Origin of the sequence: Paenibacillus oleatilyticus (assembly GCF_018998565.1) — a bacterium.
Taxonomy (GTDB): domain Bacteria; phylum Bacillota; class Bacilli; order Paenibacillales; family NBRC-103111; genus Paenibacillus_G; species Paenibacillus_G oleatilyticus.
The window spans coordinates 301,261-323,926 of the sequence record NZ_JAHNZO010000001.1; the positions used below are offsets into that span (position 1 = coordinate 301,261).

Below are 22,666 nucleotides of genomic sequence, written 5' to 3' on the forward strand. Positions count from 1 at the left end.
TGTCGGCTATAAAAACTTGCCGGAACCGGCGCATGATTCTTATAGCCTACTCCTTTCCGAGCATTTTTGGATGAAGGCCGAAAACACAGGTCTAATCATAGAGTCTGATGTTTTATTTTGTCAACTATGGATATTTATAGTTATTATATCCTAGTCATTCAAGACTATTTTCCCATTTTTCAGCAAACACATTTATTTTTTGGCCCTTCTGTTATATGCTGAATTAACCATATAAACCCACCCTTTTATTCCCTTTTTCATCATCCCCCTTTCAAAAATGTGTCGAACTTAACAAAACTGTATTTTTTTACTATTTCCCACTGTACTAATTTTTCGGTAAAGTCTCGCCGATTGTTTATAGCAGTTTTGGTGTACTTTCACACATTTTACAAATGAAGGGTGAGTTTTTGATGGTTGGGGAAATGCATAAAAGAAGGCGCGTCCCGGGCGGCCTGCGAATTTTGGCGATTGCTGTCATGCTGGCACTGCTGTTCGTCCCGGGCGGATCGGCGTCTGCCGAAGGCGACTCGAATCCGGGATTCGACGCGGTGTTCGTGATGGACGTCAGTTATTCGATGAACGCGACGGACCGGGACCGGATCGCTGCGGAAGTCATCAAAATGTTTATGGACATGAGCGAGGCGGCCCGCACCCAAGTCGGATTTGTCGCCTACAACCATAAAATCGTCGAGTCGCAGCCGCTCGCCCCGCTAACCCAGGAGGAGCAAAAAAATCTGCTCAAAAAGAAAATCGCGGAGCTGCGTTTTTCCGGCTATACGGATCTCGGCCTCGGGCTGAGCAAAGGGTCGGAGCTTGTCGGGAGCGGCAAAGGCGGCGGACGTCCGTTTATGATTCTGCTGTCGGATGGCGGCACGGACTTTGGTCCTATTTTTACAGGAAGATCGGTTGAGGATTCGAACAAAGACGTGGAGCGTGTAATTGCGGAGGCCCAAGCGAAGGGCTACCCGATCTACACCGTCGGGCTGAATCATGACGGCTCGGTCAATGCGCCGCAGCTCGAAGCGATCGCCGCCAAGACGGGAGGCACGTCGTTCATCACGGAAAGCGCGGGCGATCTGCCGGAAATTTTCAACAACATTTTCGCCAAGCAAATCCGCTCCGTGCTCGTCCCTGTCGCGGCTGTCACGGCCACCGGGGAGCTGCAGGAAGTGACGGTCAACATTCCGAACGGCAGCATGAACGAAGCCAATATCGTGCTGCTGTCGGAGCATCCGATCGCCGAAACGCACCTGTATTACAATTCGAAAAACATCCGGTTCGTGAAATCGGACAAATATTCACTGCTCAAAATTCCCCAGCCGCAAAAAGGCGCCTTTCTGCTGAAATTCAAAGCAAGGCCCGGGGATTTTGTGAAAATCAGCCTGCTCGGCAACTACGGCCTCAAAGCTGGGATGGAGCTTGCCCAGCCGGTTAAGGGCGTGACGTCGACCGTCTCCGCCTTCCTGCTGCACCAAGCGGACGGAGCCAAGCTGGCCGATGCCGACGTGTACCAATCGATGAAGGCCGAGCTGATCGTGAAAGATTTGCAGACGAATAAGGAAGAACGAACGCCGATGAAGCTAAACGGAAACGGCTTCGAAGTGCAGACGGTCTTCCCTCACTCCGGCAAGTATCAAGCCCGCGTGTTTCTGAGCAGCCCGGATTTTTACCGGGAGACGGCGGTCAGCGAGCTGGATATCGTGAACACGGCGCCCGAAGCGATCGGCAGCGGAGCCATCGAGCTGACGAAGGAAGACGGAGACGCCAAAATAGATCTCAAGAACTATTTTCGCGATGTGAATCAGGATAAGCTGAGCTATACGATCGCCTCCAACAGCAACGCCAAGCTGGCCGACTTCGCGGTGGACGGCGATACGTTGACCGTCGCTTCCATGCACGCCGGCAAAGCGGTTCTGACGATGACGGTAACGGACGACGAAGGTGCTTCCGTCACGTCGGACCTCGTCATCAACGTTCACTCTATCGTGCAGCGTTATTTGATCATCGGAGGCATCGTGCTCGCCGTGCTGCTGGCCGCCTGGGCCGTCTATTGGCTGCTTCGTCCGAAGCCGCGCTTTGCCGGAAGGCTGGAAGGGTACTTCCTCAATACGGCGAGCGGCAGCGACATTCCGGTGAAGTACTGGCCGCTCGCTTCGTTCGAGAAGCGGCAGATCAGCCTTCGCGAGCTGTTCGCCAGCCTCGACGTCAACGAGCCGCTGCCGGAGGCGGAGCGCATCATCGTCGAAGCCGGGAAGAACGGCACGATTGTGATCCGGCACAACACGCGCTGCACGATTGAAAAAGGCAGGACGCCGATCCCGCGCAACAAAAAGGAATCGATCAGCTACAACGAGAAAATTTACATCACGTTCGAGGACCATTTGACGGAAATCGAGCTGCGGTATAAAGAAGTAAAACCCAACGCCCTGTAATGGGGGTTGGGTTTTTGCCGTTGAATCGCGGGAGAGGTCTGGGGGATTCGGGGAGGCTGCTCGATGGATTAGGGAAGAACGCGTCGGACCGCTTTTCTTCCTTTGGGGCATTCGTGCGGAAGCCCTCGGGCATTCCTCGTAGTTCATCGACATTCGCTCGGAAGAGGCCTGCCGGTCCTCATGCTCCTTGACATTGGGTGGAAGCTATTTGCCATTCCTTCTGCCCCCTCGACATTGGGGCGGAAGCTACCCGCCTTTCCTTCTGCCCCCTCGACATTGGGACGGAAGCTACCGGCCTTTCCTTCCGCCCCCTCGACATTGGGACGGAAGCTACCGGCCTTTCCTTCCGCCCCCTCGACATTGGGACGGAAGCCGCCCCACATTTCCTCGTACCCCTCGACATTAGGGCGGGATATCCGTACCCTCATGCTCCCCGCCCCCGGGCGGAATCAACCATCATTTCCCAGTTCCGTTCAGCCAGAGCTGCCACCCGGTCCCGGGAACGAATTTGAGCGCATTTAGTCTGCTCCGAAGCGTTAGCCATGGTTTAGAGGAACTACGATGAGCTATCCAAGATTTTTGGCGCTTCCCTCGCAAAATAGCGGAACTCAGAACACCTTATCCGTGTCGAAAAATATTCCGCAATGCCTGCGAAGCATCGATAACGCATCTCACTTCCTCTAAACAGAGGTACAGCGAGCGAATGGCCTGAATAGCGCCCTCGCGGTTCCGCTATTTTTCGGACGCAGCCGAAGGCGTATCCAAGCGCTTCCGCCGCATCCCGGCTTTCAGGCGCATATACTCCAGCCGCAAAGCGGCCTTAAGCAGCTTCAGCGACGGGCATCTTCTGCGCGGTTGAACGGCAAGCCCCCATCGGATCATCCCCGACAGCAGCAGGCTGACCTCCGGGTTTGCAGTTCTGGCGCTTTCCATGCGGTCTTCGATCAGCCGCTCGGAAACGTCCGCCGGAACGCGCCCGGTGAAGCTGTAGTATAAAATCGCGGCGGCGCTGAACAGATCGGCCTTTTTCCCTTGCCTGGCCTTCTCCGAATACAGCTCCAGCGGGGAGAAGCCCGCCGTAGTAAAGATTGGACGGTCGTCCGGCTCGGCGAGCGATACGGCCGAACCGAAATCCAGCAGCACCGGCCGGCCTTCCTCCGAAATCATCACATTCCCCGGCTTCAAATCCCGGTGAATGATGCCTTGCCGGTGTACGAAGTCCACCGTATCCAGAAGCGGCAGCAGCACATTCCGGATCAAATGCGCCACAGCAGGCTTCCCCTCCCGGATCAAATCCACGAGCGGTTTGCCGGCGCAATAGCGGGTCACCAGATAGCTCGTCCCGTTTTCTTCAAAATGGTCGATATATTCGACGATATGCCCGTGCCGGAGCCGGCTAAGAATCGAAGCTTCCCTCCGGAAGGCATCGTTCAGTTCTTCAAACTTCCGGCGGCTCGAAGGACGGCGGCATAAGACCGTCTTCCCGTCCATATCTCTTAAAGCCAGGCTCCCGGGATAAAATTCCTTGATCGCAAGCCTTTCTTCTCCCTCGGCCGGGCTTCCGATGTAAACGATGGACAGCTCGCTCGAAGCCAGCCGTTCTTCGATACGGTAGGCGCCGCCTTTTAACGGCGTATGCCGCTGAAGGCACACATCATCGAGGTCTGGGGTCATCCAAAATTGCTCCTTCGTTTCGAACATTCGCCTTGATTCGGTCGAGGCGCGGGCCCACAGGCCCCTCCCCCATCTTATCACAACAATCGAAATTGGGAACCATTGGATTTTCCGTGTCTGCAATCGAACGGACGCGAGCACTCCCCAGGCGGCAGCACTAGCCGCTTACTTCGCAAAACCCCGGAATAATGCCTTGATTGCCCCGGCAAGATGATGACTGCCGCCCCTCGCCTCCACCTTTTCCACCATCAAAGCGACGAGCAGCTTCGGCTTGTCGGTATCGTAAGCGACGAACCAGCCGTTCTCCTGCCCGGACTCTCCCTTCTTTTGCTTCAGCTCGGCCGTACCGGTCTTGCCTGCCAGCGTCAGCCCGTCGATTCTCGCTGCGCGGCCGGTGCCTGCGGGATTTTGAATGACCTCCTTCATCTGTTCCGTCAGCATGCGGCTCACTTCGGGGCGGATCAGTCCGCTTTTCCACACTTCGCCGGTCGTCCGGCCGTCGTATTCGAGCACCGGCTTAATCATATTGCCGCCGTTCACGAAGACCGTATACGCATCCGCCACATGCAGCGGCGACATGACGACCTCCCCTTGACCGTAGCCAGAGTCGGCCAACAGAATTTCCTTCTTGATGCCTGCGTTCGACAGCGACGAGACATCGACCGCCAGCGGCAGCGGCAGCTTCTCGCCGAATCCGAACTTGGCGGCGGCCTTCTCGAAACGTTCCGCTCCCAGACCGAGCGCCACCTGAGCAAAATAGATGTTGTCCGAATACATCAGCGCCTTCGTCAAATTCACCGCGCTGGCCGCCTCGGATACCCTCGTAACGTAGTAGCTCCCCCACGACGTATCCTTTTTCCACTGCTTCCCGGTAATGGTCTTCTCTTCATTCGGATCAAGCGCCCCCTGCTCCAAAGCGATGGCCGCCGTGATCGGCTTGAACGCCGACCCGGGGGCGTAAGCACTGGCGTATCGGTTAAACAGCGGCTTGTCCGGGTTCTCCGTCCACTTCTTCCACTGCTCGGTCGAAATGCCCGAAATCCAGGCGTTCGGATCGTAAGACGGAGTGCTGACCAACGCGAGCAGCTCGCCGGTCAACGGCTGCATCGCCACGCCCGCTCCCGCATCATTCTCCAGCTCCCGGTACATCGCCCGCTGCATGCTGGAATCGATCGTCAGCTTCACGTCTTCGCCGTCTACCGCATCGCGCTTGACGAGCGTCACCTTGTCTCGGCCCTCCGCATCCGTAATGTAAATGCGCTGACCGCCCCGGCCGCGCAGCCGGTCCTCCAGCGTCAGCTCGAGCCCAGTTTTGCCGATCCAATCGTCCGGCCGGTAGCCTTTATCCTTATGCTTCTTCAGCTCCTGCTCGTTCAGCTTGCCGATGTAGCCCGTCAAATGGGCCGCCGCCGCGCCGAGCGGGTACGAACGTACCTGCTTCGTCCGGTAAGCCGTTCCTTGAACCGTAAGCAGCTCGTTCTCCCGCGGATCGCCTTTCGGAATTAGCGTGATCGGGACAAAAAGCTCCGGCTTCACCCACGAAGCGCCGAGCTTCGCCTGGATATCCTCCGGCTTCAGGTTCAGCAGTGCCGCCAGTTTGCTCACGGACTCCTCGGACGGCTGCTCCATTTTTTGGGGCACGAGGCCGACCTCCCATTGATCTTCGTTGATGGCCAGCCCATGGCCTTGGCGGTCAAGAATTTCTCCCCGCTTCGCCGGGAGCGTCTGCACGCGCACCTTGTCCGTGTCCTTGAGCTTCGGAAACAGAAACGACGAAGACCAGTCCACTCCCCAGGCGCGCTCTTCCTTGCGAAGCGTCGCCGTCTGGTCGAACTCGATCGGCCCCGCCGACGTCTGCATTTCCACATGCAGCTTATACCGAATTTGATCCGTCTTCGCATTCGGGTCTTTCTCCGTCGGCGCCGCCGTGATATTCAGCTCCGTGAGTCCGATTCCTTCATAAATATTTTGGTGTCGACTGACGAACGCATCTTGCGTGACGGATTCTTTAACATGGTTCGTCAAGCTAGGATACATAGCTGCGTAATCTCTTTTCTGCCAAGCGGCGACGAACGAATCCATCACCTCTTCCGGCGGCTTCATCTCCGGCTTGCAGGCCGCGAGCGTCAGCAGCAGCGCGACAAACAGGACGCCCCATGCGGCGCCCCTCGCAACTGTTCGATGGGTCAATCTCAGCACTCCCTCTCTCTATCCACTCGTCTCCATTGTAGCCAAGCGCAGGCGGAAGGAGAACGGATAGCTTCCTGATATTTCCCTTACGAAACGCTGACCGGGACCAACCGGAAATGTTGGATACCGCTTTTGGCGCGGTGGTATAATTGTTTTATTCTATGGATTTTGCGAGGGAATGGCACATGAAAATCGTGATTGCGCCGGATTCGTTCAAAGGCTCGCTGTCCGCTCTGCAGCTGTGCGGAGCCGTGAGCTCCGGCATTCGGAGCGTCGTCCCGGACGCCGACATCGTCGAGCTTCCGGTCGCGGACGGCGGAGAAGGTACGGTAGACAGCCTTGTGCATGCCTGTGGCGGTACCCGGGTGGAAGCGCAGGTTCGCGGCCCGCTCGGAGAGCCGGTCTCAGCCTGCTACGGCCTCCTGAAGGACGGCACCGCCGTCATCGAAATGGCGCAGGCGTCCGGGCTGCCGCTCGTTCCCGAAGCGCGGCGCAACCCTCTTGCCTCCTCCTCCTACGGGACAGGCGAGCTGATTCGGGCCGCATTGGACCGCGGATGCCGGCAGTTTCTCATCGGACTCGGCGGCAGCGCGACGAACGACGGCGGGGCCGGCATGCTGGAGGCGCTCGGCGTCCGGTGGTACGGAGCGGACGCCGTCCCGCTGCCCTCCGGGGGCGGAGCGCTCGCCGGGCTCGCCGGCTTCGACGCCTCCGGCATGGACCCGCGTCTCGCGGAATGCCGCTTCGTGGCGGCAACGGACGTCCGCAACCCGCTCTGCGGGCCGGAGGGGGCTTCCGCCGTCTTCGGCCCGCAGAAGGGCGCGACGCCGGACATGACGCAGGCGCTAGATCGGGCGCTTCGGCAGTGGGCCGAAGTCATTCGCCGGCAAACCGGCGTCGACGTGCTGACGCTGCCCGGCGGCGGCGCGGCCGGCGGCATGGGGGCCGGGCTGCATGCGTTCCTCGGCGCCCAGCTTCGCTCCGGCATCGACATCGTGCTGGAGAAAGCGAAGTTCGAAGCGCAGCTTCGGGACGCCGACTTGGTCATCACCGGCGAAGGCCGGCTGGACAGGCAGACGCTATCCGGCAAAGCGATTGCCGGCATCTGCCGCAAGGCCCGGGACGCCGGAGTGCCGGTAGTCGCCTTGTGCGGCAGTCTGGAGCTGCCCACAGAGCAGTTGGACGAGCTCGGACTGACGGCGGCTTTTTCCATCGTACGCAAGCCTTGCGACTTGCAGGAAGCGGTCGGGCGCGCTGCGGAGTGGGCGAGCGAGGCGGCCGCCCAAATGATGCGCCTGCTGCAGGGTGTCAGACCGCGATAGTAATTTTTTGGAATTTTTCGTCTGAATCCGCGAATTTTCGATTGAAATTTTGCGCCAACGTGATAGGATAGGTCATAAATGCAACTTTATTCATCCGGGGAGAGAAGTACAATGAGCATACCTAAAGCTTTAACCATTGCCGGCTCCGATACTAGCGGCGGCGCCGGAATTCAAGCCGATTTAAAAACGTTCCAGGAGCGCGACGTCTACGGAATGACGGTTCTCACGACGGTCGTGACGATGGACCCGAACAACCAATGGCACCATGGCGTTCATCCGGTCGCTTTGCCTACCGTCGAAGCCCAGCTGCAAACCGTGCTTGACGGCATTGGCGTCGATGCGCTCAAGACGGGCATGCTCGGCTCCGTCGAGCTGATCGAGCTCGTCACGCGTACGCTCAAAGGCAAAGGGCTGCAGCGTATCGTCGTGGACCCGGTGATGGTCTGCAAAGGCAACGACGAGGCGCTCCATCCCGAATCTACCGTAGCGCTGCGGGAGCTGCTCGTCCCGATCGCGGACGTCGTCACTCCGAATTTGTTCGAAGCGGCGCAGCTTGCGAACCGTCCGCCGATTCAAACGTTGGAGGACATGAAAGAAGCGGCGCAGATCATCCATGCGACAGGCGTCAAATACGTCCTGATCAAAGGCGGCGCGAAGCTCAATCACCCTCAAGCGGTCGACTTGCTATATGACGGAACGGAATTCGAGCTGTACGAATCCGACAAAATTTCCACCACCTACACGCATGGCGCCGGATGCACGTACTCCGCGGCCATTACGGCCGAGCTCGCCAAAGGCGCCAACGTCAAAGAAGCGGTCGGCACCGCAAAACGGTTCATCAGCGCAGCCATCCGGCACGGCTTTCCGCTGAACGGCTTTGTTGGCCCAACCCGCCATTCGGCGCTGCGCCAGTTCGGATAAGCCTGTCACGATTTTCTCCATATCAAAGAGCCTGTCTCCGAGACGGGCTCTTTATTCTTTCTGTCGGCGACAGCGTTACGGCACAAGCAAGCTGTCCAAATGCCGCGCAACGATCTCCGCAATTTCTTCCGCACGCATGACCTCGGACGCGATGACGCCGTGTACGAGCAAACCGTCCACCAACGCGTGGAACCGCTTCGCTTCCAGCTCCGTGTCAAGGCCCGGCTTCAGCAGCTGTGATTCGCCGAGGGTATCAAAGATGTTACGGAATACGTCCCGTAGCGAATCGTGAATTTCCCGGCTTAGCGGCCTCAAGTCCGGCTCGGTCAAAGCAAAAGTCGAAAAGGCTATCCAGATTTGACTTTCCGCCAAGCGGTCTTCGTCCAGCGGCACGATTTGACCGATAAGCGCTTCGATATTTTCCCGGGGATCGCCGTCCTGCGGAAGCGACTGTATACGTTTTTTTATCCGTTCGGCGACCAGCCGCATGGAGAAAGCCAATAAAGCCGATTGCGAATCGAAGTAATGACGAAGCGAGCCAAGAGACATCCCGGCTTCCTCGGCGACTCTGCGCACGCTTACTCCTTCCAGCCCTTCCCGGCGAATAATCCGCCACACCGCTTCCGCCAGCTGCTCCCGTCGCTCTTCATGGTTTACAATTTTAGGCATGTCCCGATTATAGCACGGTTGTTTTTTTTAACACAACAATGCTAAAATAAAACCCTGCTTAGCAATACAGTCGTATTAAAAAAGAAAAGAAAGGACTGATTGTATGACGATAGCCGCATTTATTATCGGTTGTGAAATTGGCTTCTGGGTGTTTGTCGTCGCCGGACTTGTCTTCCGCTATATTTTTGGCATGAAACGAATCGGAGCTCTTTTGCTGGTCGCCACGCCGGTGGTCGATCTGGTCCTGATTATCGCGACCGTCATTGATTTGCGCAACGGGGCGACCGCGAGCTTCGTACACGGCCTCGCCGCCGTCTATATCGGCGTATCCGTCGCCTACGGCCACCGGATGATCCGGTGGGCCGACGTACGTTTCGCACACCGGTTCGCAGGGGCTCCGGCGCCCGAACCGAAGCCGAAGCACGGCGCCGCCCATGCCCGTCGCGAGCGGCAGACGTGGTTTCTTCACCTGCTGGCCTGGATGATCGGCAGCGTGATTCTGCTCGGCATGATCTGGTTCGTCGACGACGAAAGCCGGACGGTGGAGTTGTGGAGCATGATCTCGCGCTGGGCGGTCATATTGGGGATCGACTTTATATGGAGCTTCAGCTATACCTTCTGGCCCAAAAAAGCATAGCCGGATTTTGCTGGAACCTTATTCCCCTCTCGCGCGTAAGAGTAAGACAATCGTACATTTTTTGCCGAAAGGAGACCGATGCCCATGCCTCGCCTAAAAATCCCCCGTTAACCCCGGGGACCGCCGCCTCCGTTCGAAGCAGTGCGCGAAACAAACATTTATTTTTATCAAGGAGCGTGCAAACGAATGAACGGACCACAGGCGGTAACCAAAGAAGAAAGACGGGCCATTGCCCTTAAAATTGCCGACCGGCTTAAGCAGGTTTACGGCGACAACCTGAAAGCGATCGGCCTCTACGGCTCCATGGCCCGCGGCACAGACGGGCCGTTCTCGGACACCGAGATGCTTTGCGTTCTCCGCTCGGGAGACGAACCGGTCGACTTCAGCCACGAATGGGCGGCTGGGGCCTGGAAAGCGGAGGTGAACGTGTACAGCGAGGAAGTGCTGCTGCAGTACGCCCGGACCGTCGAGGATACATGGCCCCTGTCCCACGGCGCCTTCCTTACGGCTCTGCCGCTGTACGACCCGGACGGCTTTTTTGAAGACCTGAAAGCAGCGGTCCAATCGCCGGTCGAAGCCGATTTCCGGGAAAACATCCGCAGCATTCTGGTCGGCGAGATGTTCGAGTTCGCCGGCAAATGGCGCAATACCAACGCCCAAGGCCCGCAGACGTACCTGCCTTATCTGGCCATGGAAACCGTGCATTACGCCGCAATGCTCATCGGGCTGCATCATCGGACGTCCTACTCTACGGGAGCCAAGGTCATTCCCGAAGCAATGACCCTGCCCGACCGGCCTGACGGCTTCGATGCGCTGGCACAGCTCGTGCTGTCCGGCGAGCTATCCGACCCGGACCGCGTCTTCCTGGCGTGCGAGGCTTTCTGGAGCGGCCTGCAAGCGTGGGCGGAAGAGCACGACTATGCATTTATCACGGAACAAATTCCATTTTAGAAGGCAATCCGGCACTAAGGCCCGCACCCGCTGCGGGTCTTTTTCTATGTCTGCGGAGATTTTTTTGTATTGACTGTACGTTCAGTCATAAATTATACTAAAGCTGCAAGGACCATGGCACCTTTTCCCATCGGTTCGGTTAGGCGTCACGGTCCGGTCATCATTCTATCCGCAGTTGCGGAAAATACGTCGGAGGAGGAAACACGATGGATCTTCACTACGAAATTCATGGTACGGGCAACGAGACGATCGTCCTGCTACACGGGGGCGGGGCAGATCTGCGCACCTGGCAGTTCGTCATTCCGAGGCTTGCGGCGAACTATCGGATTATCGCATTCGACGGCCGGGGAGCCGGACAATCGCCAGCGCCTGTCGAGCCCGCCAATTACGTCGAGGATGTAAAAATGGTTCTTGACCACTTCGGCCTGGAAAAGGCCATACTCGTCGGCCATTCCATGGGCGGCCAGATTGCCGTCGACTTCGACCTGACGTATCCCGAGCGGGTATCCAAGCTCGGGCTTATCGCCTGCTCCGTTACGGGCTTCCGGAATGCGCCGGACATTGAGGAGCGGTTCCAGCGCGTCCTCGCGGCGGCGCCGGATGTGGAGAAAATGACCGAGTTTTCGCTCGATTTTCCGTCCTATGACGTCGTCAAAGCAAGTCCGCATCTAGAGCTTATGACCGAGATGATTCGACACAATATTAAGCGATGGTTTGATTGGAAAAGCGGCGAATCGGTATGGCCCCAGCCTCCTGCCATCGAAAGGCTGGACCGGCTTGCGGCGCCGACTTTGTTCATGATCGGCACACTCGACCGCCCAGACCTGTTCCCGCTCGCCGAGCAATTCGGGCAGCTTCCGAATGCCCGCCTCGTGTGGATCGACGGCGGGGATCATATGCTTATGCTCACCCATCCCGACGAGGTTTCCCATACGATTTTGCAATTTCTGGAGGAGTAACGACATGCCCCGAACGCCGGAGGAAAACGAACGGATTCGCCGCGCCGCCCGAGATAAAATTTTACAAGCGGCCACGGAGCTTTTTATCGAGAAAGGGTTCCACTCCGCATCCATCGACGATGTAGCCAAGCGGGCGGACATTTCAAAGGGCCTTCTCTACAATTATTTCAAAGGCAAAGAGGAGCTCTTGGCCGCCATGGTCGATCTTCGTATCGAAGAGGTGCTCGAAGTGATGCAAGCCGCCGCCGCCAAAGAAACCCCTGCCGAGCAGCTGCGCCACATCGTCGAAGGGGCGCTGGACAACGTCCGCGAACAGCCGGAAGTATTCCGCTTCTACCTGAACTTGTTCACCTGTCCGAGACAAGATGAGGTTGTGGCCAAGCATGGAAACCGGCTGCTTGGTGCCTACGCGGAGCAGTTCGAGGCCCAATGCGAAATGTTCGAGAAGCTGGGTGCTCCCGATCCCCGGAAACGGTCCCTTCACTTCTCTTCAACACTTCAGGGAATTATGCTGATGTATACGAACTATCCTTCGGGCTTCCCGCTGGACGACATGAAGGCGCAAACGATCGAGGAGTTTTGCGGCAATCGGAATTTGCAACCGGACGGCTCCTGACTCTCCCGCAGCTTCCGCTCCGTCGATAGGACGGCGGCGGAAGCCCCTCCTATTCCATGCCCCCTTGCTTTGTTCCAACCACGCCATCGAACGGTTCGTTGCGCTCCAGAGCGCGGTTCAGCTTTTGCAGCATATCCCCGATCCCCCGGCTCCCGACCAGCGGAAAATAAATCCGTGTCTCCCCGGGAAACACCTCGGGAACGATCCCGGTAAACTTTTTGCCGCCGAGCACGACAACTTCCTCAAAACGGTCCAACCGTTTTTCGCTTACTTGACGTTTCAACTCGTGCAATGAAATGATTGCCGGGTGACCGCTGCCAAAGGCGACATTGTAATTTTCATCGAGCCTATCGTCCGGCAGCAAAAAGCCGTGCTTGGCCGATAATATCGCCCAATGGTCAAAAAAGCGGTCCGCATACGCCTGACATTTTCGGTGAAGGGGCGAAAGGTACGCCCGTTTGGCTGGGCAAGGACCCGACGGTGCAGCGGCGGTATCCCATATTTTTTTGGCTCCGCAAGGGATGATGCACAGTCTGTTCACGTTCGTCCCGCTCCTTCCGTCGTTGTGCGCAAGCAGCCTATGCATCCTAAGCTGTCTGCCGCTTACTGCTTCGCCGCGGGAGCAGTCTTCCCCTTCTTTTTTCCCCAGACCTGCAACCTTCCCTCCTTCTCGGACGTATACCCATTATCTTCTATATTTTACTGAGCCGAGGTGGAAGCGAAATGACAACGCATGTGGATATCGTACATTACCACCCTGATTATGCGGAAAGCGTAGCCGAGATGTGGAACCGAAGCCAAGACGAATGGGGCGGCGGACCGGCCGTCCGGACAGCCGAGCAGATTCGCCAGGACGAGGAAAACTCGGACGCTTTGGCCGTCTTTCTCGCCGTCTGCGACGGTCAAGTCGTCGGATATTGCAGCCTGGGCGAATACCGCGAGGATACCGGCGCGCTGTACATCCAGCTGTTGAACGTACGCCCGGACTACCATGGCCGAAAAATCGGCAAAATGCTCGTGCTGCGGGCGGTGGAGGAAACGATCCGCTTGGGCTGGCCGCGCGTCGATCTGTACACTTGGGAAGCCAACATGAAGGCGGTGCCGCTGTACAAGAGATGCGGCTTTTTCTGGGAAGACCGCGAGGACGCGACGCACTTCATGAACTTCATTCCCCAGGTGGCGGCTTGCGAAGCGCTTGCCCCCTATCTTCAAGATATCGATTGGTACGCCGATTTGAAGCGGACGATCGAAGTGAAACCGGACGGAAATAAAGCGAACGGCTTCGATACCTACACTTACGCGTGGTCCAAGAACGGACAATCGCTTCGCGTCGATATCGAGCGCAGAGGCCGCGGCATCTGCCTCATCGAAACGGAGGACTACTTGCTGTCCGCAACCGCGGAGCAGGCCGAGCCGGTATTCGGAAGCGAATATACTATCGAATACCGCATCGTGAACAAATCGGGCGCCCCGCTTAAGCTTGAGCTTCAGGGCGAATCCGACCGCAATGTTGAATTCGATTGGAAAAGCGAGCTGCAGGTGGACGGCGAAGAACGGATCGCCGCGCGCTTCTTCGTCGGAGCCATCGAGGAAGAGCAAAGCGAATGGCGCACCTGCCCTGCCGTGCAGACGCGGGTACGAATTAACGGGCTGGAAGCGCTGCTCAAGGTCGGCATCGTGCCGAAATTTCCGGCCGGCCTGACGATGCGGGTACCGGATGCAAGGCATGCGCTTGGCGGGAATTACGTCCTGTACCTCGATATGGAAAACCATTTCCCGGAGACGGCCACATTCTCCTTCGAGCTGCCGGAACAAGCCTGGCTTGCGCTCGGCCAGCGGGCTTTCGAAGCGCGCCTGGAAGCGAAAGAGCGGATCTCGTTGGCGGTTCCGTACCGCCTGCTCGACTACGGTTTCTACCAAGCCCGGCTTCAAATCCGGGCCGTTCCGGACAACGGGCCGGAGGTGACGTTCACCCGTTTCGTTGGCGGAGCCTTCGGGGGACCCGGGGCGATGTTTACCGGAGAAACGGAGGACAACCGGGTTGCCGTGAACGGCAGCTATGGGATCGAATACGATAAGGATCACAACGAAACGTTCCTTCGGGCTTGGAACCGGAAGGACGAGCAGATCATGCTGCTCCCGCCGTCGATCGGCAAGCCGTATTCCGCCGAATTTACCCGGAAAAAGCCGATACGTGTCGAGCCAAAAGAAGAACGGGGAGCGGTCGGCTTCCGCCATACATACCGCTCGGATGCGTTCCCGCAGCTGCTGCTGCATCTCCACACGCTGCTGTACGCCGACGGAACGGCGAAGCTGTGGCAGGAGCTAGAAAATGACTCCGACGCCCCCGTCGTCAGCGAAATGTGGATCTCCCAGCGCATTCGTCACGACTTGTACGGAATCGTTCTGCCTTATGACGGTCAAATCGTCGAAACGACCGACTCCCACGGCATCGATTTCGAGTATTGGGACGGCTCCAAAATTAGCGAGCCTTGGCTCTTCGCCCGCGGCGCCAGAAGCGCATACGGAATTTGCTGGTCCGATAACCACCGGATGAATATGGGCGATTGGTATCTGGAGCTGGAAACCCGCTTCGGACGGCTGGAAGCCGGAGAAACGAAAACCTCGGATACGATCTTCTTGTCTATGGGCGGGTTCGACGATTGGAGCTCGCTCCGAGATTTTGCCCTGAAGCGCATCGGGCAGGAAACGACTCCGCCGCCGATCGGCCATGTGGAGCTGACGGCGAACGAAGGAAATCCGTTCGTGCCGCCGGATGCGGAAGAAGTGCCGGTCACGCTTCGGGATGCGAAGCAGACCGTATGGGAAGGCGAGCTCTCCGCCGGTTACACGGATGAGGCCTCGTCGTCGGAGCGGATGCATTTGTCGTCCGACGACGAGGCGACGGAAGCCCGCTTCATGCTGCCTCCGCCGGCATCCCGCTGCCGCGTGGTCCGGGTGGAAGCGCGGCTCGGCGCGCAGGAAGAGGCGTATCATGCCGCGTTGTTCCCGGTTTCGGCGGGCGAAGTCAGCGGCACGCCATCGACCGAAGCCGGTTACTCGGTGCTTGAAGCCGATAATGGAATCATCCGCATCTCCGCAGCGGCCGACTATTACCCCGGGCTGCGTTCGCTAGCCGTCGGGGGCCGGGAATGGCTCGCTTCCGGGTTTCCAGAATACGGGGCGAAGTCGTGGTGGAATCCCTGGACCGGTGGCTTGTCGGGCCAATTTGACGAGATGGGTCCGTTATCCGTGCGCAAAGAAGAGCATTCCGCCGCTTTTGTCCGCCTCCCGGACGAGAAAGGTAACGTGTGGGCGGGCATCCGGGTTCGTCAATCTATTCGGAACCACGATACGTTCAAAGGGATAATCATGAACAGCTACTATTTGATGCTCCCCGGAGTTCCGGTGCTCGCTTATATGACGGACATCCGTCAAAACACGGGAACGTATCTGGACAAATCGATGCTCAGCGAGCTGTTCCTTCGTCCTGACGAGACGGACGGCTATGGGTGGCTGCAAACCTGCACCCCGAACGGAAAAGCGCTGCGTTACCCTCTCGGAAAAGGGGAGCTCAGCGTGCGCGAGACGAAGGATTACGTGTTCGGCCTTGATAACCGGACCGGAGTCATGCACATCGTCACGGACGAAGCAGCCAATCGCCCTTCGGTTTACACGAACAAGGAGATCTGCTGCCTGTCCCTCACGCGGAGAGTTCGCCTCCCTCACGGAAGCGTAGACCGCTCGGCTCCGGTGTTCCTCGTCTTCCCGGACGCCCCGCTGCCGGCGGACAGCTTGGATACTTTACGCAGACTCGCCTTCCCTCTTATACTTGAAACCAGTGACACGGAAGGAGAGTAATGCGGAATGAAAATCATTGATGCGCACATGCACTTGTCTCATATTGCTTCGTTCAAGGAAACGGCCGACAACCGCTCGTTCGTCGATTACTCCGTAGACGGGCTGCTTCGTGAATACGCCGAGAACGGCGTCGTGCTGGGCATCGGCATGGGGGTAACGGAGACCGCCGCCGGAGGCTTCCCCGATCGGGAAGCCCCGACGCCGATGGGACTTGATATGGTGGACTCGTATCCGGGGCAGATCGTGTACTGCCCCGGCGTTAACCCGTTCAAGCTGGGCAATGCCGGGCTGGATGCATTGGAGCAAGCGCTGCAGCGGCCGGAGGCGGTCGGGATCAAAATTTACCTCGGCTACTATCCATACTATGCCTACGATGACGTCTACCAGCCGGTCTACGAGCTGGCGAAGCAGTACAAGGTCCCGGTCGTCTATCATACGGGGGATACGTACTCGGAACGCGGCCTGCTGAAATATTCCCACCCGCTGACGGTGGACGAGGTTGCCGTCGCCCACCGCGACGTCAACTTTATGATCGCCCACTTCGGCGACCCGTGGGTGCTGGACGGAGCCGAGATCGTCTACAAGAACCGCAACGTATTCGCCGATTTGTCCGGCCTGATGGTCGGCGATGCCGCAGAATGCGCGCGGCTCAAGGATTCCCCGCTCTTCTTCGCCCATCTGCGCCACGCGGTGACGTACTGCGACCATTACGAGAAGATGCTGTTCGGCACGGACTGGCCGCTCGCCCCCGTGCAGCCTTATCTGCAATTCGTGCAGGAGCTGATTCCGGAGGCGTATCATGAGCACGTCTTTTACAAAACTGCCCTGCAAGTGTTTCCGAAAATTGCTCCGCTCGTGGAGTAGCCGCTTAAACGACGCATAAACGCTCAAAAAAATCCCCGCCTCGTCGATGGCAGCGACGGCGGGGATCAAAGATATATGTTAAGTAACGGGATCTTCTTTAGTATGCGGCCCGAAGCTTAAGCGCACCTTAAAAGAAGCTCAAAATTGGATTAAAATTTGAGCGGCTAGTCCTTATACGGATCGAACTCGTCAGCACCGGCCATGCATACGCCGATCGGCTTCAGCACATGCAGCACCTCGATCGTTTCCGCGTGGGCGTCCAGCACCTCCTGAAGCTTCCGGTACACGAACGGGCTTTCGTCCGTCCCGGCTCCGCGAAGCTCGACGCCGAAGCTCTTCACGGCCTCGTGCATCTGCGTCTCCGAGATGAGGCCGCCCGAGCGGGTGCGCGTCTTCCAGTTCATTTTGCCGGCCGCCTGCGTGCGGCTCATGATTCTTCCCGCGCCGTGCACCGTGCTGTAGAAGGCCGCCCGGTTTTCCTCCGTATCCTTCCCCCGGACAATGACCGAGATGTCGCCCATACTGCCGCCGATGAATCCAAGCTGGCCGGGAGCGGACGGCGTCGCCCCTTTGCGCACGACGACCGTTTCCCGGCCGCCATGGGTCTCTTTCCACGCATAATTGTGGTGGTTATGTACCTCGAATTCCGCGTCCGCTCCCAAAATCGCCAGCACCTGACGGATGACGGCATCTCTTCCGGCATACGCGTACCGCCCGGCCAGCTTCATGGCGCGGTAATACATATCGCCAAGCTCGCTGTCCAAATCGAGCAGCACCGGCGGCTGGTCCATCTTTTCCCCCGGAGCGTTCGCCAAAAACTCCCTGCCCACCGCAAGGTTAATAAAGCCGCTGGCTGTCTTATGGCCGAACCCGCGGCTGCCGAAGTGATTGCCGATCCACAGCCGCCCCGTCCCCGCTTCCTCGAACAAATCGACGAAATGATTCCCGCTGCCTACGGTTCCCAATTGATCGCGGGCAAGCGCCTTCAGCTTACGGTGCTCCCGACGCCCGACCGACGAATACACCGACCAATCCGGATCGTCGAACAGCTCGTGATCCACCTTCTTGTTGCTTACACGCCCGATGCCGAACGAAACGTTCCGTGCGATGTCGTCCATGATGCGCGCCAGCCTGGGCCGGATATCCGCAGCCAGCAGGTTCGTTCGCACCGCTTTGTTCCCGCATCCGATGTCATACCCAACGCCGGACGGCGAGATTTGTCCTTCGTAGACGATCACCCCGCCAATCGGCTGGCTGTAGCCCTTGTGGTGGTCCGCCATCAATAGCGCCTGCACGACATTTCCGTGCTCCGCGCACGTTTTCGCTTGCGCCAAGGCGCCTGCCTCCGGGTTCCCCCAGACGCGGACGCCGTCTATGATTTGATAAGCCATGCCGTCAGCTCCTTTTCCTGCAAAAGCTTCGCAATTCGTTCTTTTACTTGTTCATTCGGCTCGCAGGCGATCAGTTCCTGCAAAGTTGCCGTCACTCCCTCTCCCCAGTCTGGAAGAGGCCATGCCTCCAAACATTTCAACGCCATATTGCGGTTCATGGTTGCCGGGCTCCGCAAGCCGGTGGCGATCAGCTTTGTCCCTTGGCCCTCGAAAACGTCAAGCGCCTGCAGCAAGCTTTGCAGGCATTGATGCGGCCCATAATGCTCCCCGTAACCGATTTCGTCCCTCGGGCCGCTGGCAATTTCCTCCAGCGGAAGGTACGCTTCCGCATAGCCGATCAAGCGGTACATTCGCTCCGGTTCATCCGTGTGCGCAAGCTCATAATACAGATGGCTGTCCAGCGGATGCTTCCGCAGCTGCCCGAACAGCTCATCCCAGATGTCCATGTTGAGCCGTTTGGCCGCATAGATCGCATGCTGCCGTGCCGCGCTGTCCTGCGAGCGGATGCCCTCCCATATTTTAGACGGCCATTCTTCGTTGCGAATGACGTTCTCGCACAGCCGCTTGCAGGCTTCGCGCAGGTCGCCGGACCAGCCCCTGTCATACCGCTGCTCCCAACGCTGACCGTCTTCGTTTAGAAAATCGTAAATATCCGTCACAACCGCCAGCTGCGCCGCGGTCACGCACATCGTCTGCGAGTGCCTTAGAAAATCGCCTACCGCCGACGCTGCGTCCTCGTAGTCGTCGATATTTTCAGCCGGCCCACCGGACAGCAGCGCGGAGAGGATGACCCCTGCCCCGTCATACAGCTCAAGATCCACGGAGGCTTGTGACAGCGCTTCGGCCAGCCCGCCGTTACGGGCGCAGTAACAGGCCAAATATTCGTTCATGACGCTGTTGCGGCATCCATGGCGAAGCAGCCAGTCCCGGATTTCCTGCGTCTGCGGCTCCAGACGCTCAACCAGTTGGATTTTGCCCCAACCATCTACGTCCTTGGCCAATTCGAACAGCGTCTCGTTGGCGTTGTCCAGACTGCCCCGAATCGCAACCGCCGAATAGAGTGTAAATTCGTCATGCTTGCCCAGCGTAATAACCAGGTCCCGATGTCTCTCGGTTTCGAACTGGCCCAGCAGCGCAATCCCCAGCTTGACGACATTGCGGTGCGCCCCGGATCTCGCGAACCATTCCGCTTCCTGGTACAGATTCGGAATGACGACGCCGGGATGTTCCCGCAGCGACTCCAACAGCGGGTCAATGACGCTCAGCACGTCCTCCTGCATGAGCTTGAGGTAGGTGGCGCGTCTTGTTTTGCTGCCCGGATTCCGGCTCTGCTTGACCAGAAGCTGCACCAGCGCCTGCACCTTCGCCGTATCCGCTTGCCCTCCGGTGTGGTGGCTGAACGTCCCGTCCATGCCCCCCGCGACCCAGCGCACGGAATGACCGGCCCAATACTCATCATCATCCGGCAATCCAGCATCATTGAGTCGGCCTTGCTCATCCAGCGCGGACACGATGAATTCGTAGATGGAAAGCTTGCCGGTCCATGGATAAAGCGTATTTTGATTAAATATATTCATCATGGTCAATCACCTGTTCTCCCACACTTCGCCAAGCACGGCGCGGAACAGCCCGTCAAGCTCATGATCCTGTCCGCCTTCGGCGCTTTTCAAATGAACGGCCGTGCGCTCGAAATGATTCATTTTTTGTTCCAAAAACTCGTTGATGGGGTTGATCCTCGGCTCGTAGTCCATTTCGTCCCCCGCCATTTTGCGTTCTACCAGCCCCCGGATTACTTTTTTCAGCTCGCTGCCCTCCGGAACCAAGCGGTCCACCAGCACGTCGAATTCCATCGGCGGCATCGCGTTAAACCGCTCGATCCATTCGCAGGCAAGAACCGGACGAAGCACGTAAAAATATTTTTTGATCTTCACCTGCTCCCCCTGCAAGTATTCGCGGTAATTGCCCTTCGCCATATTAAGATAGTGATACATGCACGATTTCGGGGAAAAGGTCAGCGGCGAGATGCTGCGAATACGCTCCGCCGCAGAGTAATTCTCGTAGTACGGGATCGGCGATTGCAGCCATTCCAGCAGCGGCGGGTTCGATTTGCGGAATAAGTTCAGCGCCTTCTTCAAATCCCAGCCGTTGATATCGAGCTTGTCGCTGATCGGCCGCTCGATCACGTCCCGTTGATCGAATATGGATAAGTACCACTCGACAGGCCGGACGTATAGAAAACGGACATCGTAGTCGCTGTCTTTTGACGGGAACCCCCACGCCCGGCTGCCCGATTCGCAGGCGTACAGGATGCGCACCTGCTCCTGCTGCTCAATGTGGCAAAGTGCTTCTAATATAGGTTGACGAAAGTCGGTCATCGCAGTTTTCCCTCCTTGGATCGGGATGGTGGTAACGGAAAAAGCCATCGACCTCAACGGTCCATGGCCCGATGTTGTTATAGATGGTTTTACGGTGTGCGCGTAAAATGTCATCCGAATAGGACCGATGAGATAAAAATGGATCGTTACTTTTCGCCGCCACCCAGCTCCATGGCATCGATCTTCCCGGTCATGTCCGAGTAGCCCTGTACCGCCTGCGCAATATAGGACAACACCGTGTCGCTCCACCCGTAAATATAGAACGTGTTCCGATCGGTCGGAGGCGCCATCGCATAACGGTACGGTGCAATGTCGACGATGAACGCCTTGACTTGCGGGTTCACCTTGGCGCGGTATTTCGCCAGCTCGGCGTAAAACGGACTTCCGCTGTTCTGCTGCTCATCCGTGATAATGATGATCTGATCGACCCGTTTGTTTTCGTAAAACAGCTTGCGCACAGGGGCGCCGGTATCGGTGCCGCCGCGGGAACGGATGCGGTCTGCCTGCGTCAAAATGCTGTCATGACGCGACGGCTTGGCGTCCGTCACTTCCGTGTCGAACAGCCAGAACAACGAGTTCCCCTGCGTTTTCTTGTACAGCGCCAAGGCGAATACGGACCCGATCTGCAAATATTCCCCTTGCATGGAACCGGAAATATCGAGGAAAATCGCCGTTTTCTCGCCGATCTCCGGCAAATTCGCGAACGTCTGCTCCACCGCCGCCCGAAGCGCATCGCGCAGCTCCGGACGCTCCACCTCCCGGAACGCCTTGGCGAACCGGAACGGCAAAATCTTCGCTTTGCGCAGCGCCTCGGCATTCGTCAGACGCTCCATCGCGAACGCCAGGTTCGCTTTCTTCTCGAACACGCCCGCGCGATCCAGCGCGTTCAAATGGCGCAGCAGCGCGAACGTAGGCATCTGGCGCAGCAATGCCTCCCAGACGGCCTTGGACGGCTTGATCGCGCCCGTCACCGTTTCGTACGGCAGCTTCCCGCGTTCGATGCAGGCAAGCTGCTCGGCTTCGCTTCTCGCCCGCTTCAATTGCTCCAGCGCCTCCACCTGCGGGAGCATGGCGAGACTTGTCTCCTGCCCGCGCAGATAACGGAACAGCGCATGCTGCTTGAGATCGGCCGGCTTCGGATGCGACGTCGCGATCGCGTCGCCCAAGCTGAACCCGCGTCCCCGGCCGTTGTACTTCAGCGCCCAATATTCGGACACCCCGGAGAGGAAGCGGGCGACCTGCCGTTTCACGGCCCGGCCGCCCTGCCCGCGGCCAAGTCCCCGCAGGATCGTCAGGAAGTCGGACAAATCGGAAGGAATTCGAACCACTTGGTCGAACACCTTGGCGAACAAATCCGGCCGGTAAGACGATAGTATAGCGAGTCCGAACAGCGGCTGCAGCCGCATGAATCCCTCGTTGCGGGCGAACACCAGCGCTTTGGCCATAAATTGCGGGTTCCGCTGCGCCATTTCGTGATGCAGCTCCAGCGCGTCCTTCAGCAGCTCATTTTGATCGGCGTAAAACGTATTTCCGAGTGTATTAGTTAACAGCGTCTGCACGTACTGCTCTTCGGCCGAACGCGCATAAGCAGGGAATCCGTCTTTGTTATGTGTCGTCGGCAGCATCGCACCGAACATTTTTTTAGCGAAACTCATGGTTGGAAACCTCCTTTTTGCGTAGCAAAAAACTGCTTCGTAAGCATATTCATCATAGACCCGGCGAGGAAAAGTGAGGAAGGTCGGTGCAGGACTCGAACCTGCTGTGTTGCCCAATAATCTTTTGGCCGCTTGGATGCGAAGGAACC

The 22,666-nt window shown here is 58.0% G+C and carries 17 protein-coding genes; 9 read left to right on the forward strand and 8 right to left on the reverse strand.

Annotation, left to right across the window (positions count from 1 at the left end):
• Nucleotides 1–410 precede the first annotated feature (410 nt).
• On the forward strand, nt 411–2,432 hold the full coding sequence (locus KQX66_RS01380; RefSeq protein WP_216788892.1) for a VWA domain-containing protein: 2,022 nt from the start codon (nt 411–413) through the stop codon (nt 2,430–2,432).
• Nucleotides 2,433–3,164: 732 nt separating this feature from the next.
• On the opposite strand, the gene KQX66_RS01385 is transcribed toward KQX66_RS01380, so the two are convergent.
• Nucleotides 3,165–4,106, reverse strand: a complete 942-nt coding sequence (locus tag KQX66_RS01385) for a serine/threonine protein kinase (protein ID WP_216788894.1) — start codon at nt 4,104–4,106, stop codon at nt 3,165–3,167.
• A gap of 165 nt (nt 4,107–4,271) precedes the next feature.
• Nucleotides 4,272–6,296 carry a penicillin-binding transpeptidase domain-containing protein gene (locus KQX66_RS01390; RefSeq protein WP_216788896.1) on the reverse strand — a complete coding sequence of 675 codons (2,025 nt, stop codon included), beginning with the start codon at nt 6,294–6,296 and terminating at the stop codon, nt 4,272–4,274.
• 185 nt (nt 6,297–6,481) lie between these two features.
• Here KQX66_RS01390 and KQX66_RS01395 point away from each other — a divergent pair, with 185 nt between their 5' ends.
• Complete coding sequence (locus KQX66_RS01395; RefSeq protein ID WP_216788898.1) at nt 6,482–7,618, forward strand: glycerate kinase; 1,137 nt, start codon at nt 6,482–6,484, stop codon at nt 7,616–7,618.
• A 111-nt stretch (nt 7,619–7,729) separates the two neighbouring features.
• Entirely contained in the window at nt 7,730–8,539 is an 810-nt protein-coding gene (gene pdxK / locus KQX66_RS01400) for a pyridoxine/pyridoxal/pyridoxamine kinase (RefSeq protein WP_216788899.1), read from the forward strand.
• 75 nt (nt 8,540–8,614) lie between these two features.
• On the opposite strand, the gene KQX66_RS01405 is transcribed toward pdxK, so the two are convergent.
• The gene (locus KQX66_RS01405) at nt 8,615–9,208 is read right to left on the reverse strand and encodes a TetR/AcrR family transcriptional regulator (protein WP_216788900.1); all 594 of its coding nucleotides are present in this window, start codon (nt 9,206–9,208) and stop codon (nt 8,615–8,617) included.
• Nucleotides 9,209–9,311: 103 nt separating this feature from the next.
• Here KQX66_RS01405 and KQX66_RS01410 point away from each other — a divergent pair, with 103 nt between their 5' ends.
• From KQX66_RS01410 to KQX66_RS01425, 4 genes are all read left to right on the forward strand, one after another.
• Nucleotides 9,312–9,845, forward strand: coding sequence for a hypothetical protein (locus tag KQX66_RS01410; protein WP_216788901.1), 534 nt, complete (start codon nt 9,312–9,314; stop codon nt 9,843–9,845).
• 186 nt (nt 9,846–10,031) lie between these two features.
• On the forward strand, nt 10,032–10,796 hold the full coding sequence (locus tag KQX66_RS01415) for an ANT(4')-I family aminoglycoside nucleotidyltransferase (protein WP_216788902.1): 765 nt from the start codon (nt 10,032–10,034) through the stop codon (nt 10,794–10,796).
• 206 nt (nt 10,797–11,002) lie between these two features.
• Entirely contained in the window at nt 11,003–11,755 is a 753-nt protein-coding gene (locus KQX66_RS01420; RefSeq protein WP_216788903.1) for an alpha/beta fold hydrolase, read from the forward strand.
• A gap of 4 nt (nt 11,756–11,759) precedes the next feature.
• Nucleotides 11,760–12,371: a TetR/AcrR family transcriptional regulator gene (locus KQX66_RS01425; protein ID WP_216788904.1), complete on the forward strand. Its 612-nt coding sequence runs from the start codon at nt 11,760–11,762 to the stop codon at nt 12,369–12,371.
• A gap of 49 nt (nt 12,372–12,420) precedes the next feature.
• Here the strand turns inward: KQX66_RS01425 and KQX66_RS01430 are convergent, their stop codons facing one another.
• Complete coding sequence (locus KQX66_RS01430; protein ID WP_216788906.1) at nt 12,421–12,912, reverse strand: DUF6884 domain-containing protein; 492 nt, start codon at nt 12,910–12,912, stop codon at nt 12,421–12,423.
• Nucleotides 12,913–13,094: 182 nt separating this feature from the next.
• Here KQX66_RS01430 and KQX66_RS01435 point away from each other — a divergent pair, with 182 nt between their 5' ends.
• Both KQX66_RS01435 and KQX66_RS01440 read left to right on the forward strand, forming a co-directional pair.
• Nucleotides 13,095–16,232 carry a GNAT family N-acetyltransferase gene (locus tag KQX66_RS01435; protein WP_216788908.1) on the forward strand — a complete coding sequence of 1,046 codons (3,138 nt, stop codon included), beginning with the start codon at nt 13,095–13,097 and terminating at the stop codon, nt 16,230–16,232.
• A gap of 6 nt (nt 16,233–16,238) precedes the next feature.
• Nucleotides 16,239–17,096 carry an amidohydrolase family protein gene (locus KQX66_RS01440; protein ID WP_216788910.1) on the forward strand — a complete coding sequence of 286 codons (858 nt, stop codon included), beginning with the start codon at nt 16,239–16,241 and terminating at the stop codon, nt 17,094–17,096.
• A 164-nt stretch (nt 17,097–17,260) separates the two neighbouring features.
• Here KQX66_RS01440 and KQX66_RS01445 read toward each other — a convergent pair whose 3' ends face one another.
• From KQX66_RS01445 to KQX66_RS01460, 4 genes are all read right to left on the reverse strand, one after another.
• Entirely contained in the window at nt 17,261–18,487 is a 1,227-nt protein-coding gene (locus KQX66_RS01445; RefSeq protein WP_216788913.1) for an RtcB family protein, read from the reverse strand.
• On the reverse strand, nt 18,469–20,067 hold the full coding sequence (locus tag KQX66_RS01450) for a limonene hydroxylase (RefSeq protein WP_216788915.1): 1,599 nt from the start codon (nt 20,065–20,067) through the stop codon (nt 18,469–18,471). The genes KQX66_RS01445 and KQX66_RS01450 overlap by 19 nt, the downstream gene beginning before the upstream one ends.
• A gap of 6 nt (nt 20,068–20,073) precedes the next feature.
• Complete coding sequence (locus KQX66_RS01455; RefSeq protein WP_216788918.1) at nt 20,074–20,862, reverse strand: nucleotidyltransferase domain-containing protein; 789 nt, start codon at nt 20,860–20,862, stop codon at nt 20,074–20,076.
• 146 nt (nt 20,863–21,008) lie between these two features.
• Nucleotides 21,009–22,517 carry a TROVE domain-containing protein gene (locus KQX66_RS01460; RefSeq protein ID WP_216788920.1) on the reverse strand — a complete coding sequence of 503 codons (1,509 nt, stop codon included), beginning with the start codon at nt 22,515–22,517 and terminating at the stop codon, nt 21,009–21,011.
• Between the last annotated feature and the right edge of the window lie 149 nt (nt 22,518–22,666).